The sequence below is a fragment of the Candidatus Pelagibacter giovannonii genome, from assembly GCF_012276695.1.
Lineage (GTDB): Bacteria > Pseudomonadota > Alphaproteobacteria > Pelagibacterales > Pelagibacteraceae > Pelagibacter > Pelagibacter giovannonii.
This window is the reverse complement of record NZ_CP038852.1, coordinates 680479-698527: the sequence shown is the minus strand read 5'-3', so window position 1 is coordinate 698527 and position 18049 is coordinate 680479. Positions and strand designations below refer to the sequence as shown.

Genomic DNA, 18049 nt, shown 5'->3' with positions numbered 1-18049 from the left:
AATGAATAGCTCATCAATATTTAAAAAATTTAGAAATGTTGGATACACACTCCCAGAGTCACTAGCTGAATTAGCTGATAATAGCATCACACATAATGCAAAAAATATTTGGATTTACATGTATTGGGCAGATGATTCTGGAAAAGATTCTTTTGTTATGGTGGTTGATGATGGTGATGGTATGGATGAAAAAACTCTGTTGGAGAAAGCACTTACTCTTCCAAAAGAAGATCATATAGATCAAGGTGATCATGATTTATCAATGTTCGGATTAGGTTTAAAAACTGGATCTTTTCAACACTGCACATCAATTACAGCAATTACAAAAAAGAATAATACTTTAACTAAAAAAACATTAAATTTTAATAAAGTTACTGATGAAATGCCTAGTTGTATAAATCATAAATTTATTCAAAAACATTTAGAAGCTTTTGACCAACAAAAAAGTGGAACTGTAATAATATGGTCAGACTTGGATAATATTTCAAAATTACGAGCCAGTGATAGACCAAGTAATTTCTATACTGATTATGATAACGCAAGAGTTCATTTTAAACTTACTTATCATAAGTATCTTTTAGAAAAAGATGTAAATATTTTTTTTGGTGGTGGTGAAGAAGTAAATAAAACTAAATCATTTGATCCTTTTTATAAAAAAGATAATGAAACAATAAAACTAGAAAATGTTGAAATTAGTTTTCAAAATGGTGGAACAACAATTTTAAAACCGTGGATAATTCCTCAAGATACTCAAATTGAAAAGCTAGGACGTAATAAAAATGATCTTCAAGGATTATATTTTTTTAGGAAAAAAAGATTAATTCACTCTGGAGGTTGGTTTGGAATAGGTGAAAAAGATACTGAAAGATATTGGGGTTCAACTGATAAATTTAATCGTTTAAGAATTGAAATTGAATTACCTGAAGAAAACCCAAAAGATTGGATGAGCTCATTTTCTAAAAATAAGATTGCAATACCAGACTATGCAAAAAACAGAATACGTAAGCATTTAAATCAAATTAGGAAAGATTATTTAGAAAAAATAGGTGAAATGAGAGAAGATCGAAAAGAACCAATAAGTGAAGAATTGCAAAAGAAAAAAGAACTTATTAGGATGATTAATAATACAAATTTAAGTAAAGAAGAAATGCAAAAAATAGAAGCTTCTCTGAAAGATAATAAATGAGTGAAAAGTTAAATATTCAAAAAAAATTATTAAATTCTTATAAATTACTTTTTGCTTCAAAAAAAGGTTTCTTGGATCCCATAAAGTGGTATCCCAAAACAGCAAAAGAGATAGATGATTTATTGAAATCTTTCATTAAAGAATCTTCCAGTGATGCAAAAAAATTTGAAAATGAACTTAAAGATTTTTTAGAAACTTCTTTTGCGCAGATAATAGAAAATGATCTTACGTTAAGTGCAAAAAGAAGTGACCATCATGAGTGGTTAACAGAAGATAAAAAAATTTGGAAAAATGCTAACAGTACAAATGCTCAATTTGCTTGGTATGAGAGTCAATCTGCATTTAAGATTGGGAACAGTGCTTTTAATGAACTTGATATTTCAACAGATGGAGTTTTATCACTACTAGAAGATCCTAAAAGAAGTGGTAGCTGGAGAACTAGAGGTATGGTTGTTGGTGATGTCCAGTCTGGAAAAACCTCACATTACACAGGCCTAATTACAAAAGCTATAGACAGCGGCTATAAATTAATAATAGTTCTAAGTGGTATTTACAATGCATTGAGAGCTCAAACTCAAAAAAGAATTGAAGAAAGTACAATAAAAACAACTCAACCTGGTGAACTTAATAAAGTTTTTTTTGCAACATCAAAACCAGATTATATTTATCGAGACGGTATAAGAATAATACAAGCTGAGAATGATTTTAGTGCGGCATCTGCTAAACAAATTTCAATGACTAATCTTGATCCAACTATCATGATTATTAAAAAAAATGTTCCAGTTTTAACTAATATTTTAATGTGGCTTGAAAAACAAGACGGCATTGAAAGAACTGATAAAGAATGGAGCTGGAACGAAGCCAAATGGAAAAATGATAATCATAGACAATTACTTCCAAAATTTCAGCTTTCTTGCGACCAACCATTTTTACTAATTGATGATGAGTGCGATAGTGCTTCAATAGATATATCGCCTAGGAAGTTTAAAGGTCCCCAAGATACATGGAATGAAGAACAGAGGGAAGCATTTAGAAATACAGATCCATCTAAAACCAATCAATTAATCAGAAGAATATTAATGTGCTTTAAAAGGAATGCTTATATTGGTTATACAGCTACACCATTGGCTAATGCATTTATTAATTATGATTCTCACACAAATGATGATGGCCTTGATATTTTTCCAACTGATTTTATAAGATTACTTAAAAGATATGATGATCATGTAGGCCCTGAGGATGTTTTTGGTATAGCTGAAAAAAATTATGACCCTGACGAAGAAATTGTAAGTCTTTCAGAAGATATTGATAAAAATGATAGACCACAAGTAAAATGGGTTTATGATTATAGAGATGATTTTGATGATCCTACTTTTATAAATGAAGATGGATCAATAGATGAAAAAGAAAGAGATGAAAAATATCGACAAGAAGCAAAAGATAAAAATGATGTAAAGGGTTGGTTGCCACTTTTTCATGGTATGGGCCATCAGTGCTTGTATAAACAAGAAGACTGCTTACCACCAAGTCTAAAAGAAGCAATAAATGTATTTCTTATAAACATTGCAACTAGGTACTTAAGAAAAAAACATAATGAGCATAACTCAATGCTTATTCATGTCAGTAGATTTAAAGGTGTTCAGGGTAGTGTCGTTTTACAAGTTAAAAAATATCTAAAAGATTTAAAAGATAAAACTTGCTATGGTCAAGATCAAGAAATTAAAAATGTGATTAAAAAAGAGTTTCATAATATATGGGACAACGATACTAAAAAGAACTTTGATTTAGATAAATTTCCTCAAACAGGTGAAATTGAGTTTAAATCTTTGTGGGATAAGATTATGGAAGTAATTACATCTGAAACAAATCCTTTAGATGTTGTTCAGATTAATAGTCAATCAGACGATATACTCGACTATGACCGACACGAAAATGGCTGGAATGTTATAGTTGTTGGTGGTGCGGCTATATCAAGAGGAATTACACTTGAAGGTCTTAATGTAAGCTATTTTACACGTGTCGCTAAAATACCCACCTCTGATACTTTAATTCAAATGGGAAGATGGTTTGGATATAGAAAAGGTTATGAAGATTTGTGGAGAGTATATGTTCCAAAAACACTTCACATTCTATTTAGGCAATTTTCTTTTACAATGGAAAAAGCTAGAGAAAGGTTTCATGAGTTATCTGAAGATGGAAGAAGGCCAATAGATTATGGTATGGAAATACCATGTTTTCCAGGATGGAACCTAGTATCAAAAACAAAGGGCAGGGATATAGAAATTGTTAAAGAGCCTTATTCATCCTTCACTGCCTCAAGTAGAACACCTGTCTTATATTATAAAAATAAAGAAAGAATAGAAAATATTGATCTTACAAAAAAATTAATAGATAGCTTAGGAAATAAATATGAAACTGAAGTTGAGATTAATAAGAAACTAAAATCAGAAAAAATTCTAACACCTACAGCCTTTAAAGATGAAAAAATTGATAATGAGCTACCAATTGACGAAATTAGAGAAAGAATTTTTAAGAAAGGATCAAAACAAGTTAAGTTATCAAAAGCATATTTGTGGAGAAATGTTGATGTTGATAAGATTATTAACTTTTTTGGACACTATAAATCTCCAACAAATTTAGAATGGACCTGTAAAATTATTGCGCAACAAATAAAACTTTTAAGTATAAACAAGAAAAAAAATGGTTCTCCAATTTTGGATAAATGGAATTTGGGAATATTTAGTGCAAAAGATGGTATAAATTATCCAAAGTTTGAGTTTGGAAGCAATAAAATTAATGTTTCACTTCAACAGCGGACTATTAAAAATCATTATAATAATTTTTATTCAATAAAAACATTATCTGATCCACAAGCTGAATTTATGGATATTAATGCTGATCAATATAATAAAGGAATAAATAAGTGGTTAAATTTATATAAAAAAACTGGAAAATGCGTAATAAAAAGAAAACAAATAAATTTTCTGCCAGCTCATTTTAAGCAAAAACTAAGACAACAAAGAAAAGAAGGTCTTGTAATTATTTATCCTTGGTCAACAAATTTTATTAAAGACTTTGATAAAGATCAGGACATAAACATTGGTTGGCAAATAATTACCCCACCCACTAGAGATGAAGATGATGACGACAAACTAGTTTTTAGTAAAGCCTTAAATCAACCAAGTAGAGAATTACGAGATGAAGAGCTCAAAGAAATATTTAATCTAGATCTTTTTGCGTAAATTGATGAATTCCTTAGAATTTCAAAAAAAACTATCAGATGCTTGGTTAGAGTTAATTATAAAAAGAAAAGAAGATAAAAATTTTACTGAAAAACAAGCTGGTATTAAAGCTTATGATAAATACTGGTTTACACTTGATCAGAAAAATTTACCAGGAGTGATAATAAATCTAGACCAAGATATTGAATTTAATATTACTAATTTTCCAAAAGCAAAAGGTTGGGTATTTAATAAAGTAAAAAATAAAATTATTATGAACATCAATGATGAAAAATATAAAGATTTTTTTTTAAAATTAATAACATTAATATTAAGCAAAATTCATATGCAAAATTTAACAGGTAAAGAAAGTACTAAATGCTTTTTTGAAAATTTAATTTCTGCTAAAGATTTCTTTGAAGATGATAATGCTCCAAGAAAACTTACTAAAGAATCTCAAATAGGTCTTTATGGAGAAGTTCATGTTTTAAGTAAAATTTTAGCTAAAAAATTAGATAATGAAGGCTTAATCAATTCTTGGACTGGCCCTTCAAAAAAACATGATTTTACAACAGAAAAAATATTAATTGAAATTAAGACTACTACCACTAATTCAAAAAAGATTAACACCTCAAGTAACAACCAAATTGCTCCCGTATTTGATAAGGCATTAAATATTATTTTTTTACAAATTAAGACCAGTTCAAACGGTTTTTCTCTTGTAGATGTAATTAATAATTATTTAACTATCTTAAAAAGTGAGTCAGAAATTTTACATAATGATTTTTTACTTAAATTAGCACAGTGTAATTATTTAGATATCCATAAAGATGAATACTCACAAAAATATGAAATTGATAAAACTAATTATTTTGAAGTTAGAGATGACTTTCCCTACATAAAAAAAGTAGTGATTCCTGATGAATTATCAGATCTTATTATCACTTATAAAATTGATCTTGAAAAATGTGAAAATTTCAGAATTAATGAAGAACAGTTATTAAATAAAATATGAAGTCCGATTTTAAACAAAAGATAAAGTCTGCATTTTATAAAGATTTTTTCTTAAGAACTAAAAATGAAATTGAAGATAGTGATGATCAACCAAATTCTGTTTTAACTAAAATTTATACAGATATTTTATATGATAATGGCACCATTTCAGATTATGAGCTTGTTCATTTTGAAAAAGAAATATCAAAAAATACCAATATAAAAATAAGTGGATATTCCTTTAGTGAAGAAGATTTAAGACTTGATTTATTCATAACTCACTACGATTCTGCAAATGAAATAAAAAAAATTGAGTCTAAAAAGATTTTGCAATTAATTGATTCAGCTAAAAACTTCTATTTACAATCAACAAAAAAACTTTATGAAAAAATGAATGCGAAAGAAGATGCTTTTGATATTTCAAAAAGTATATTTAAAAATTCAAAAGATATTTCTACGGTTAGAATATTTGTTTTAACAAATTGTGAGTGCGATACGACACCAAAGACAATAAGAGAGAGTGGTATAGAGTTTCAAAATTTTTTATTTGATATCACCCGTATATATAGTTCAAGTCTTGGAGGTCCAGAATCTACGAATATAAGAATTGATTTCTCTAAATTTAATCAAAAAGTAAGATGTATGCTTGCACATAAAACCACAGATAAAATCAGTAGTTATATGGCATTTATTCCAGGTGAAGTTTTATATAATATTTACCGACTATTTGGTCAAAGGCTATTAAACCTCAATGTAAGATCTTTTTTACAGTTGGGTACAAAAATAAACAAAGGTATTAGAGAAACTCTATTAAATGAACCAGGTCGCTTCTTTTCTTACAATAATGGAATTGTTGTTGTAGTTGATAGCATTGAAATTGATCATGATAAAGAGGGGTCATTCATTACATCTGCCACTGGATTTCAAATCGTTAATGGTGGACAAACTGCAGCAACACTTTTTAGAACTAAAAAACAAGACAATGCAAATTTAGATAAAGTTGTTGTACCTGCCAAGATTACTTTAGTTAACAAAGAAGATTTAAAAAAGGTTGTTCCAAAAATTTCTGAATTTGCAAATACGCAAAACATAGTTAAGAAAGCTGATTTTTCATCCAGTCATCCTTTTCATATAAGTATAAAGGATCTTTCAAATAAAATTAGAACACCAGAGGGTCAACAGTGGTTTTATGAAAGAATGCGAGGTGAATACCAAATGCAAAAAATGAAAGAGAAAGATTTAGGTAAAAATAAAAAATCTAAATATTTAGAAACTTCTCCTTCAAATATGAAGTTTACAAAAGAAGATTTAGCAAAATTTATAAATTGTTGGCACTATACAGACCCACATATTGCATGTACTGGTGCACAAAAAGGTTTTGTTACATTTATGAAATATCTAAATGATAAAAAATTTCATGAAAAAATTGACGATGTTTTCTTTGAAAAATACTGTGCAATTTCAATATTATTTAATAGAACATCTAAAATTATAAAAGATAATGATGAAATTAGTGGTTATAGATCTCAAGTTTTAAACTATACAATTTCATTAATATCTTACCATACAAGTAGAAAGATTAATTTCGATCTTATATGGGCTGATCAAGAATTATCTCATCAATTTAAAAGTCTAATAAATAAATGGAGCTATAAAGTTTATGAAACTATTCAAAAAACAGCAAAAGGGAAAAACGTTTCTGAATGGAGTAAAAATGAAGAATGTTGGGAAGATTTAATGGATAAAAATTTTAGTTTTACTGAAACTCCTCCTGAGTTTACTAATGTAAAAAAAGTTGCAGGAAAACCAATTAAAGTAGCTAAAGAGTTATTTTCTCCTGAAGATATGGATAATATTAAAAAATGTAAAAATTTAAGTACGAGAGATTGGGAAAAGATGATTGCATGGGCACAGGACTCTGATGAGTTTCATTTTATTCAGTTACAGATAGCTACAAGCCTTTGGATGCAATCTCTCACAAATTGGAAAAAACAACCCTCACCTAAACAGGCAAAAAGTGCACTTAAGATGATTGATAAAGCAGAAGAAGCAGAAATTATTTAATTAACTTGCCTCTTTATGAACTATTAAACTCTTTTTATTAGACGATAAGTACTCAACAACATTTAAGCATACTTTTTCCACAACATTAATTGGTACTGCATTACCAGCCTGTTTGTATGCTTGTAGATCTGAGACCGCAAACTTAAAGCTTTCTGGAAATCCTTGTAATCTAAAAACCTCTCTAGGAGTTAGCCTTCTAGGGTTTTTACCTTCACCTCTATAAAGCAAACATTCACTACCATCTTTATAATATCTTGCTGAAATTGTAACTGTAGCTTTATCAGTAGGGTAGGACATTCTAAATCCAAAACCTTTACCAGCTTTTTTATTTCTAATCTTTCTTTTTTGGTGACTATCCCAGAGTAGATCAGAAATAATATATTTTTTTGGAGGGTAGCTATCCAGAAAATCTTTTATAACTGTCTCTTTAAAAGTAGGTTCTGGGTAATTAAATTTGCCATTAAATTTTAAAAATCCAACAATAAATATTCTTTTTCTACGTTGAGCTAAACCAAATTCTCTAGCATCTAATACTTCTGGTTCTGGAACATAATAATATTTTGATAATTTTTTTATCATTTCATCTAATATTTTACCATTTTGATAAGTCTTTAAATTTTGAACATTTTCTAAAATAAACGCTTTAGGTCTTTTGGTTTTTAAAATATCCAAGATATTAAAGAATAAATCACCCTGGTCTTTATCTTCAAACCCATGTGATCTTTTTAAAAATTTTCTATTTGATATTCCTGCTCTAGAGAATGGCTGACATGGAAATCCAGCTAATAAAATGTCATGGTCAGGTATTATGCTATCAATTTCGTCTTTTTTTACAGACTTTATATCTTCAATTAAAGGTGTGCTTGGAAAATTCAAATCATAAGTTTGTCTGCTATAACTGTTAATCTCTGAATATAATTTACACTCATCTTTATAGTGCAATCTGTTTAAAGCTCTTTGTAGGGATATTCTCATACCACCTACGCCTGCAAATAAATCTATAGATGTAATTTTTTTCATAAATGAATCATTTAAATTATACATGTTTAAAATTCTTTTTTTAAACAAAATTCCGACCTAGAAGAGCCAACAATCTATGATCTAACTAGAACATGCATTGGATTTCATTCTTTTTCGCCCGTTTACGTTTCTTTTCATTGTTCTCCTCTTTACGTAGACCCTTCGATAAGAGAAGGAGTGAAACCATTACTAACTACAAATTACTTACCCTTAAAAATACAACCAATAATAGGAGTTTTGATATATGGAAATAAACAGTGTTAATAAATACTGTCATGTAAGCGCGTACGTTGCTTATGATAATTGCAGCCCAGTCTTTAAGAAAACCTTCAGATTTGAAATAAGCCCAAGTAGTCATAATAGTATTATTTGGGACAAGATAATCAAAACTCTTAAAAAAAATGGAATTAAAGTGGAGCTTAAATCTTGAAGCGGTTCCTTATCTTTGTTTCAGCCCATTTAATCCTTTTTTTAATGATAATTGCCTACCAAGCTCAAGCTGAAGAAGAGTGGACCATCGATCAATTTAACAGCCTAGCTTATGCCAGAGTATCAGGTGAAGTAACTCACGGAGATTCGTTGAATTTTTTTATTTCAACAGAAAGTAATTGTACAAAAGTTTATAATAATTTTACTTTTTATACCTATGAAAAACCTGGAGATATTAAGCAACTAATAGACAAAAACATTCCTATAAAAATTAATGGTGTAGATGTGACAGCAAATGTTATAGGTGTTTCACCTTTTTTAATGGGATACAGGGTATCATTTAGTTTGGGCACATTTCCTATTAAAGAATACATGTATTTCTTAAAAGAATTCTATGATGAATTTCAGAAGTATGAAATTGAGATAGTAGATGGGATTGATTTTAAAGCGGCAAAGTATTTTGATATAACCACTAATAATTGGAAATTAGATAAACTTGTGCCATCTGTCTTAGAGGCTAATAAACTTTGTAAAACTATTGATCATTTGGATAGTTAGATAATGTTGAGAATTATTTTACTTATCTTATTATTGTTACCAACAACCTCTAAAGCTGATCAAGGTTTAAAAATTTCATGTCTTAATATGAAATATGTAGTCATTGGTAGAAAACACGATCCTTTAAAATTCACAATGCAAGCAGTCGGGCTTGAATATTTTGATAAAGAGAAGGGTGAATTTGTAATGATTGAAGCTAATAAACTAGACATTGGTGAAAACCAAGTAACAGCAAAGTTTGTAGATTATGAATTAGGATTTCAAATGATTGTGTTTGATGGAGATACAGAACCCAGCATGACTATGTCAAAATACGATTATAAAAATAATAAGTTTTTAGAACATTATAAATGTGATGTTGAAATGGGTTACATAAAATAGTAAATTTTTATTAGTGAATGAATAAAAATATAGATAAAAAAAAATATAAAAAAGCCCTAGATTTTGCATACAAAATACACTTTAAACAAAGTCGTAAAGGAACAGGTATTCCTTATTTCACACATTTAGTATCCGTAAGTAATAATATTATTGAAGATGGTGGTACTACTGATGAGGCTATTGGAGGTTTATTGCATGATGCTGTTGAGGATCAGGGTGGACTAAAAACTTTAATAAAAATTAGAAAACTATTTGGAAGTAAAGTTGCCAAGATAGTTAATGAGTGTAGTGACACTTTACAAGGGGACCATAAATTATATAACTATATTATTGTTCCTAAACCACCTTGGCTTGCTAGAAAGAAAAAATATATTTCAGATATCAAAAAGAAAGGTCAATCGTCCATGTTTGTTTCTCTTTGTGATAAACTGCATAATGGTACATGCATTGTGAATGATCATAAAAGAGTAGGTAAGAAGATATGGAAGAGGTTTACAGCAACCCCCAAACAAGTTGCCTGGTATTATGAGAGTTTATACAAAGAATTTTCAAAACATCTTAAAGATCACATAGTACTTAAAGATAATTATTTAATGGTAGTAAAAAAAATTAAAAAAGCTGCATCAAAATGAATATATAAAAAAATTGGCCCTGTAGTTCAGTAAATTAGCAATCGCACCATCGACACAAATAATATAAATATTTAAAAGTTATGAAATGGAATAGAAAATTTAATTATCCAACATCAAGCAGAAGTGTAATTAATGGATCTCGTCATTATTCTATTGAGCAACAACAATTGCCATCAGTGACTGCCATACTTTCCCGGACCAAACCTGAAGAAGACAAAGCAGCTCTTGCAGCATGGAAATTACGTATGGGTGAAAAAGAGAGTGAAAGGATAAAAAATGAAGCTAGTGCAAATGGTACAAAAATGCACAACATATTAGAATCTTATTTAAGAGGTAGAGAAAATTTAGAACTATTAGAATTTGAAGAAGAAAATAATCTAGCAAAAAAAATGGCAGATCTAATTATTGCTGAAGGAATTAATGGAAAGTTAGATGAAATCCATGGCGTTGAATGTACAATTTATGCACCAGGCTCTCAAGGATTTGCTGGTACTGCAGATTTAGTAGCAACATTTGAATCTCAATTATCAATTTGTGATTTTAAACAAAAGAATTCTATTATGAAGGAATCTTATTCGTCTCTCCACGAATATTTTACTCAGCTTGGAGCATATTCATGGGGTCACGATAAAGTTTATGGTTCTACAATAACCCAAGGAGTTATTCTTTTGGCAACTAAAGATTTAGTTTTTCAAATTTTTAGAATTAATCATGAAAAACTTAAAGAATATCAACAAAAGTTTCTTGAACGTGTAGAACTTTATTATTCTTTAATTAATAAATAATTAATTAAATTTTCTTTTTTTAATAAAATCTAACATCTGCTTATTAGAAACCACTTTAGCTCCTAATTTTTCAGCATTAATTATTTTTACTGTTTTTTTGTCAGGGTTTGGTATTTGTGCAACAATTAGATAACTAGTAGTTCCACTCACACCACTAACAAATTTCATATCTGGACAGTTATTTTCTATTAAATTAATGGCCTCATCTCTTTCTAAGAAATTTCCATTTTTATCTTTTAATTTTCCAGTTATACAAAATGTCTTCATTTTATCCTCCTTTCAAATATTATTAATTAAACTCTTTTTACTGGGAAAACTCCAGCTTTAATAAATGCCATCATTTCTGTTTCATCAATAACTTGTGTTCCAAAAGATTTAGCTCTTTTAGCTTTAGTAGTATCTTTTCTAGAACTTATTAAGTAATCAGTTTGGCTGCTTACTCCACTAACAAATCTAGCATTTGTTTTGTTATGGATTTCTACAATTGCATCAATTCTTTTAAATTTCTCTAATGCTCCTGTAATACAAAATGTAGTCATAGGTGTTTTCTTAGTCATGTTTTTCTCCTTTTTGTTGTTAATCATGAAGTCAGTAAATCACCCTTTTCGCTTTCATTAGAGTCCAATAGAATCTAGGATATTGGACACAAATAAAATTAAGCTTGAAAAACAAGCCTTATTTAGATTTGTCTAAAAGTTAATAGTTTTTTAGATATTAAAATGAAAAGAGTTATTTCAATTGTTATTCTAAGTTTATTAATAAACATTCACTTTATTGAATTCGCACATGCAATTTCAGGCAGTGTCTTTAGGCCCTTTAAGCAGTTGTTTAAAATTTTTAAGGGACCTGCAGATGATGTAATAAAAAACTCTGGAAAAATTAAAGAAGAAGCTTTCTCAGGGATTAAAAAAAAATCTATTAATGAAGGTGCAGCTGGTCCAGCACAAGAATCTCTAGTTTTAGAAAAAATAGGTATAGAATCTCATTTATCAGAATTTCGAAGTTTAAAAGATTCTAACAGAACAGCCTATATAAAAAGACTGAAAAGCAAAAATTCAAGACTAAAACCACAAGATTTTTTAGAAGATAATTTGCTAGATATCTTTGATGACAACTCTTCTTCAGAAAATAGTATTTTTAAGACATATATAATAGCAAATTGGATCGGTAAAATTTATAGAAGTTCTGATTATTTTAATAAACCTGCATATGAAGAAAAGATGTTGTTAGTTTGTAGCAATATTGATCAAGTTTTTTATTTTTCATTATTTATGGAAAAAGAACCAAAGAGAGCTTTTTTAGCTAATCATAAAGAATTTAAAAACAATAAAACCTTGCTAGCTCAAGAACTTGTTATTATTGAAGATAATGATGATGTAAAAATTATGTCTACAATGCCTGTAAATAATAATAAATGGCCCAGTCATTACTTTACAATTTATAAAGATCAAAATTTTTATTATGATCGAAGTAACTCAGGTTATGTAGCTCCTGAAGCTATCAAAAATAAAGTATTAAATAATCCGATGGGTAAAAACAACTGCTCTAAAGCCACTAATAATGGATTGTTATAAAGGTAATATTATATTACCGTAGGATATTGAAGGATACATGGTAAAAATTAGGAAATTAGCATCACTTGAAAAGGGATTAGAAGAAATTACCCGAATACTAACCGAGGAAGAAATTAAAAAAGCTATAAATAAAGGTAGTTCGTACATTAGAAAATGTAGTGATCCAGATCCAGATTCTGATGGCATAAAACGAAACATTGATCATGTTGATTCAATTGCATTAGATAAAGCATGTGTTAAAAAAGGATTTGCACCACCACTGTTGACATCACATCAGTATATTCTAGATCAGCAAAAATCTGAACTTAACTCAGATGAGTTAAACGATGTCAGTAGAATGCTTGTAAAATTTAGTATCTTAGAGGGTGACTTAAATAAATTTATAATTGATGCAACAGATCCTTTAGGCCCAGGAGGAGAAAAAATGACACAAATAGAAAAGAAAAAGATATTTGATTCTATTAAAAAAATTGAAGATAAAATTTTAAAAATAAAACTCTCTATAGATAAAAGTAGTTAATTATTTATCCTATAAAAAATTGGATTAAATTTATTTAATTTTATATTGACTTCTAAATTTGGATAATATATGGTTACTTTAACTTAATAAAAAGTTAACCTTTTTATGTATACCGAATTATTAAGTCAGTTCTTAATTAAAGTAATTCTCGTACATCATAAACAAGGTTAGCCAGAAAATGGATGTTTATGAAAGAGAAAAAAAATAAAATCAGAATAAGACGTTACTTGTGTTATCACTGTTCATGCACAGGCTTTTTTAATAAGAAACAAATAATCTTCCAAATTTGGAATTGGGGTTACAATTTTATAAATAAAGATATTTGTAATTATTGTGAGGGCAGAGGCTACATAGAGTTTAAACGTAAGTACGAAACCTTTAATAATTTTCAAAGTTATTTGGAGCATTAGTAAATGAAAACTCCAAAAATTCCTTATTATATGGGCCTTTTTACTCTTCTATGTGTGTTTTGTTTTTTAAAGGAGATTGTATGATTTTGTCTAAAACATACTCCTCTATTTCCCTACTAGTAAAGAGCTGGATGACTAATCTTGCTTATATGAACAACAAAAAAAATATCAAATTTGAATCTTGGCCTGGGGCAGTTCTCATTCCTTTCTTTCTGTTATGCCCCAGACCAAGATTCAAATTTGATACCAAAAATAAAGGACAATTTAAATGACTGATAAAGCAAAATATAGAAACGTAAGTTTATCTCACTCTACTCATGAGGCACTATTAAAACTAAGTAGAGAACTTATTAAACCAGCAACTCTTTCAATTTCTAAAACTGTAGAAATGATTGTTCTTGAAAGAGACGAAGCAGTAACTAACCAACAACAAGGAGTAAAAAAAAATGACTAATAATAAAGTAATCGAAAAATGTAAAAATTTACTTTTAGATTTACCAAATGTGACAAAAGCTGAACATGTAGAAAGTAAAGTATCTAATATTACCACAAATTGGTCAGCTCAAGCCTGGGGACCAGAACTTATTGCTAGAGATATTGGAGCTAATTTTTTTGATGGATGTATAGAGTCAAAATTACCAATTGATAATGTAAAAATATCAACAAAACATGATCAAGTCATAGTTGGTTCAATGAATACAAAATTTTCACTAAGAAAACTATTTTTTTTAGGAAGCACAAAATCTGATTCTGAAGGAATGATAGGCATGCATGGTGAGGGTTATAAAATGTGTGTAGTTAGTTTAGCCAGGATGTCAGTATTTGATCCTATCAATATTAGTGGATCTGATGCTTTAGTTGTTAGTGTTGGTGAAGAAGATGAAGAAACTGGATTAAGACCATTAGTTTATCACTTCTTTAAGGTTAATGATCAAGGAGGTAGTTTTTTTATAATTAATACTATTTCAAAAGAGTTAAAAGAAGCTTTTGACAAAACTATGTTGAATTTCTTTCACCCAAAAAATGAAATGATAGGTGAGTTACTTCATGAATATAATGAAATTGAAGCATATAAATCTAACACTAAAGATGGAGCTGGTTTTTATTGTGGTTTAAAAAGAATTACAATTAAAGATATTCCAATAATTATTAATATAAAAAAACCATATGCAGCTTTAGATAAATTTACTAAACAAGATAGAGATAGAAATGCATTTTCTCAAAAACTTCAAAGTACTTTTTATAATATTTTTTGCCGAAGTGGATTTGGATATAATTTTAATGGAAATGATGCAATTTATCATATTCTTAGATCTTCAAAACCTATCTGGAGAAAAGGTGCTCCACTCCTAGCTTCAATAGCTAATCATAGCTACACAAAGTTAAAAGAGGACCCTAAGTTAAAGAAATTATTTGGAAAAGAGTATATTTCAGAAAGTAAATTTAGGTATTCTTTACCTATTTCTTGGGCTGATTTCTATAGCACAAAAACTCAAGGGTATGTTTTAAGAAGAGACAAGCAGCTAAAGGAAAAAAAGACAATGTTACCTAGTTATTTTGCCTCTTTTGGTGTTGAAAGTTCACTAGACGCTTTTATTAGGAACAAAGAAAATACAGAAAAAAGAATAAAGAACAAAAAAACTGCAGATCTAACCACTCAAGAAAATAGAGCTATAGATTTTTTGTTTAAAGCATCAAAAGGAATTAATCCTGGTTTTGCTAATTTATTTAACAGAGATGATGAAGATAATAATCTTTATGACGTAAAGTTTCGTAAGATTTTCTGCAAGGAACTTCTTGGGGAATTAAAAAATAATAACGAGTATAATTCTAAAACTGTTTATCTTCATAAAGATTTGTTTAAATCTAGTTTTGGTAAAATTTTTTCTACATTTTTACATGAGTTAAGTCATTCACATGGAAGTGGTGATGGCGAAAGAGAGTTCAGTGATATGCTAACTGTTCTTCTTCAAAATAGTATAGAAAAAAATAATGTTATTTCTAAATACAGCAAAGAATGGTCGAGGTACAAAGTATGATTATAAATAAAAGATTTAATTTTAACTTTGGTATTTCAGAGCCTAAGCAAAAAAATAATATTGTTCTATTTTATCTAAGTTCTAAAGAAAAAATAAAAAGTAATTTTATTACTTTCCCAGAAGCATTTTCTAAAAATTTAGTAAAAGTTGAAGAAGTGAATGATAAGGGAATTGTTAGATATCTTAAAGTTACAAATATATCTGATCAAAAATTACTGATATTAGATTCTGAACAAATTATTGGAAATGGAATTAGACAAAACAGGGTTGTAAATTCTACTACATTAATTCCAGAATTTTCAAATGTAACATTAAAAGTTAGTTGTTGTGAAAAAAATAGGTGGAGTCCAGCAGTAGCAAATGCACTTAATCTTTCAGATTCTTTATATTTTTCTAAAGGTAGAATTAATAATTCTGAAGATATTTATAAGAAGTGTGATACAGATCAATTTAAAATATGGGATGATATATCAGATAAATTAAAAGAATTTGGTTCGAGGTCATTCACAGGTTCAGTTGAAGACATCTATAATAAGAGAAGAAATAATGTTGAAGAAATTGTTAGTTCATTTAATCCTGGTCCAAATGATATAGGTGTTGCAATAGCAACTGGTAATTGTTTGGTTTCTTTAGATATATTTTTTTCTAATGAAGTTTTTAAAATTTATTTACCAAAATTAATAAGAAGTGTTGCCTTAGATAGTTTCAAAAAAACAGGATATAAATCTTTTGTAAAAACAAGAGATGTGCATAAGCTTTTAAGATTGATTGAACAATCTGAAAAAAAAATAGATAAGCCTAATATGGGAACTTTAGGACAACAGATTCGCTTTAATAGTGGTTTAGTCGTTGGTTCATCCCTATATTATGAGGAAGAAATGGTCCATTTTTCAGGGTTTTTAAAAGATAAAGTGAACATTCCTCAATACAAAAGTAAGGTAGCATAAAATGGATTTTATAACTTTAAGTATTGGACTAGTCCTAGGAATTTTTATTGGCGCAGGTGCAATATTTATTTACTTGAAATTAAATAATAATAATGAAGTTGACATTGAAAGTTACTCTAAAAATTTAAAAGATCTTAAAGATGAGATAAAAGGTTACGAAGATACTAATAGTGAGGACAGAGGAGCCGTTAAAACACTTTTAGAGGCTGTGCAGACCGGCAATAAAGAAGTTAAAGATGAGGCTGAAAAAATAGCCAACACTTTTATTTCTGGAGGAGGTCAAAAACAAGGTGTTTGGGGTGAAATTGTGCTTAACAATATTTTAACTAACAATCTTGGTTTTAGAGAAGGTCATGAGTTTGAAACTCAAAAAAATTATAATACTGATGATGGCAATTTGCAGCCAGATGTAATCATAAATTACCCAGATGGAAAATGTATGATCGTCGACTCAAAAGTAAGCTTAACAGCATGGAATGAATATGCAAATTCCTCAGACGAAAGAATTAAGGAGGATGCTTTAAAAAGACATAAACAGTCATTAAAAAATCACATAGATAGTTTAAACAAAAAAAATTATCAGGGTATCAAGGACTTAAAAACATTAGATACCATAATAATGTTTTGTCCAAATGAAAAAGCCTTAGAACTGCCAGATAAAGGTGGTCAAAAATTAATGGAATATGCTTTAAGTAAAAAAGTTACCTTATGTGGTCCTTCAATGTTATTTTTAATTTTAAAAGTTGCAGAGTATTTTTGGAAAGCAGATAAACAATCTAAAAATATTTTAAATGTTATAGAATTAGCTAATAAAATTAGTTCTCAAACGGTTGATATTTATAATAGTGCTAAAAAAGCTCAAGACTCATTCAAAAAAACATCAGATGGTATTATGGAAGTAATGGACAAAATTAAAGACGGCAAAGGAAGTCTTCTGAGTAAAACTTCAAAAATAAATAAAATTGGTGGACTTACTCCTAAAAAGCTTCCACCATTTGATGTAAATGAAGATGATGAAGAGGACAAAAATGAATAAAAAAACAGATTTTCCTGATTTAGAAAGGCTGCCACCACACAATCATTTTAAACATTTTTTTAATTGGTTGTGGAACAAACCTAGATGGATATTTGAAGGTTTTTATGAAAGAAAATTTTTAAAACCAAAAATAGAACTTGAGACCTTACAAATTGAATTAGAAATAAAAAAGATGGAATTGACAGTTGTAAGAAATGAAATACAAAGGTTAAGAAAGCAGTCAAATAAACCTTTAAGAGTAATTAAGTAAAAAT

General features: G+C 28.6%; 18 protein-coding genes. 15 read left to right on the top strand and 3 right to left on the bottom strand.

The window, feature by feature from the left end; translation table 11 throughout:
• The first annotated feature begins 1 nt into the window (after nucleotide 1).
• The 4 genes from E5R92_RS03880 to E5R92_RS03865 are packed head-to-tail and all read left to right on the top strand — an operon-like array spanning nucleotide 2 to nucleotide 7464.
• Entirely contained in the window at nucleotides 2-1186 is a 1185-nt protein-coding gene (locus tag E5R92_RS03880; RefSeq protein ID WP_168606794.1) for an ATP-binding protein, read from the top strand.
• The gene (locus E5R92_RS03875; protein ID WP_168606793.1) at nucleotides 1183-4428 is read left to right on the top strand and encodes a Z1 domain-containing protein; all 3246 of its coding nucleotides are present in this window, start codon (nucleotides 1183-1185) and stop codon (nucleotides 4426-4428) included. Before E5R92_RS03880 ends, E5R92_RS03875 begins: the two co-directional genes overlap by 4 nt.
• Before the next feature lie 4 nt (nucleotides 4429-4432).
• Nucleotides 4433-5422 carry a PD-(D/E)XK motif protein gene (locus E5R92_RS03870; RefSeq protein ID WP_168606792.1) on the top strand — a complete coding sequence of 330 codons (990 nt, stop codon included), beginning with the start codon at nucleotides 4433-4435 and terminating at the stop codon, nucleotides 5420-5422.
• On the top strand, nucleotides 5419-7464 hold the full coding sequence (locus tag E5R92_RS03865; RefSeq protein ID WP_168606791.1) for an AIPR family protein: 2046 nt from the start codon (nucleotides 5419-5421) through the stop codon (nucleotides 7462-7464). Before E5R92_RS03870 ends, E5R92_RS03865 begins: the two co-directional genes overlap by 4 nt.
• On the opposite strand, the gene E5R92_RS03860 is transcribed toward E5R92_RS03865, so the two are convergent.
• Complete coding sequence (locus tag E5R92_RS03860) at nucleotides 7465-8484, bottom strand: DNA cytosine methyltransferase (RefSeq protein ID WP_168606790.1); 1020 nt, start codon at nucleotides 8482-8484, stop codon at nucleotides 7465-7467.
• 474 nt (nucleotides 8485-8958) lie between these two features.
• Here E5R92_RS03860 and E5R92_RS03855 point away from each other — a divergent pair, with 474 nt between their 5' ends.
• The 4 genes from E5R92_RS03855 to E5R92_RS03840 all read left to right on the top strand — a co-directional run bounded on the left by E5R92_RS03855 (nucleotide 8959) and on the right by E5R92_RS03840 (nucleotide 11269).
• Nucleotides 8959-9471, top strand: coding sequence for a hypothetical protein (locus E5R92_RS03855; RefSeq protein WP_229704496.1), 513 nt, complete (start codon nucleotides 8959-8961; stop codon nucleotides 9469-9471).
• Nucleotides 9472-9474: 3 nt separating this feature from the next.
• Complete coding sequence (locus tag E5R92_RS03850; protein WP_168606788.1) at nucleotides 9475-9852, top strand: hypothetical protein; 378 nt, start codon at nucleotides 9475-9477, stop codon at nucleotides 9850-9852.
• Nucleotides 9853-9869: 17 nt separating this feature from the next.
• Nucleotides 9870-10484, top strand: a complete 615-nt coding sequence (locus tag E5R92_RS03845) for an HD domain-containing protein (protein ID WP_168606787.1) — start codon at nucleotides 9870-9872, stop codon at nucleotides 10482-10484.
• Nucleotides 10485-10564: 80 nt separating this feature from the next.
• Nucleotides 10565-11269, top strand: a complete 705-nt coding sequence (locus E5R92_RS03840; protein WP_168606786.1) for a hypothetical protein — start codon at nucleotides 10565-10567, stop codon at nucleotides 11267-11269.
• Here the strand turns inward: E5R92_RS03840 and E5R92_RS03835 are convergent, their stop codons facing one another.
• A complete protein-coding gene (locus E5R92_RS03835) occupies nucleotides 11270-11536 on the bottom strand; it encodes a BRCT domain-containing protein (protein ID WP_168606785.1) in 267 nt (88 codons plus the stop codon).
• Between the two features lie 26 nt (nucleotides 11537-11562).
• Nucleotides 11563-11853: a BRCT domain-containing protein gene (locus E5R92_RS03830; RefSeq protein WP_168606784.1), complete on the bottom strand. Its 291-nt coding sequence runs from the start codon at nucleotides 11851-11853 to the stop codon at nucleotides 11563-11565.
• 135 nt (nucleotides 11854-11988) lie between these two features.
• Between E5R92_RS03830 and E5R92_RS03825 the strand changes: the two genes are divergently transcribed.
• From E5R92_RS03825 to E5R92_RS03795, 7 genes are all read left to right on the top strand, one after another.
• Nucleotides 11989-12843, top strand: coding sequence for a hypothetical protein (locus tag E5R92_RS03825; protein ID WP_168606783.1), 855 nt, complete (start codon nucleotides 11989-11991; stop codon nucleotides 12841-12843).
• 37 nt (nucleotides 12844-12880) lie between these two features.
• The gene (locus tag E5R92_RS03820; RefSeq protein ID WP_168606782.1) at nucleotides 12881-13363 is read left to right on the top strand and encodes a hypothetical protein; all 483 of its coding nucleotides are present in this window, start codon (nucleotides 12881-12883) and stop codon (nucleotides 13361-13363) included.
• Nucleotides 13364-14041: 678 nt separating this feature from the next.
• Nucleotides 14042-14227: a hypothetical protein gene (locus E5R92_RS03815; RefSeq protein ID WP_168606781.1), complete on the top strand. Its 186-nt coding sequence runs from the start codon at nucleotides 14042-14044 to the stop codon at nucleotides 14225-14227.
• Nucleotides 14220-15812: a hypothetical protein gene (locus E5R92_RS03810; protein WP_168606780.1), complete on the top strand. Its 1593-nt coding sequence runs from the start codon at nucleotides 14220-14222 to the stop codon at nucleotides 15810-15812. The genes E5R92_RS03815 and E5R92_RS03810 overlap by 8 nt, the downstream gene beginning before the upstream one ends.
• Nucleotides 15809-16759, top strand: coding sequence for an ARPP-1 family domain-containing protein (locus E5R92_RS03805; RefSeq protein WP_168606779.1), 951 nt, complete (start codon nucleotides 15809-15811; stop codon nucleotides 16757-16759). The genes E5R92_RS03810 and E5R92_RS03805 overlap by 4 nt, the downstream gene beginning before the upstream one ends.
• A 1-nt stretch (nucleotide 16760) precedes the next feature.
• A complete protein-coding gene (locus E5R92_RS03800) occupies nucleotides 16761-17795 on the top strand; it encodes a DNA recombination protein RmuC (RefSeq protein WP_168606778.1) in 1035 nt (344 codons plus the stop codon).
• Nucleotides 17788-18045, top strand: a complete 258-nt coding sequence (locus E5R92_RS03795) for a hypothetical protein (RefSeq protein ID WP_168606777.1) — start codon at nucleotides 17788-17790, stop codon at nucleotides 18043-18045. The genes E5R92_RS03800 and E5R92_RS03795 overlap by 8 nt, the downstream gene beginning before the upstream one ends.
• Nucleotides 18046-18049: the final 4 nt, after the last annotated feature.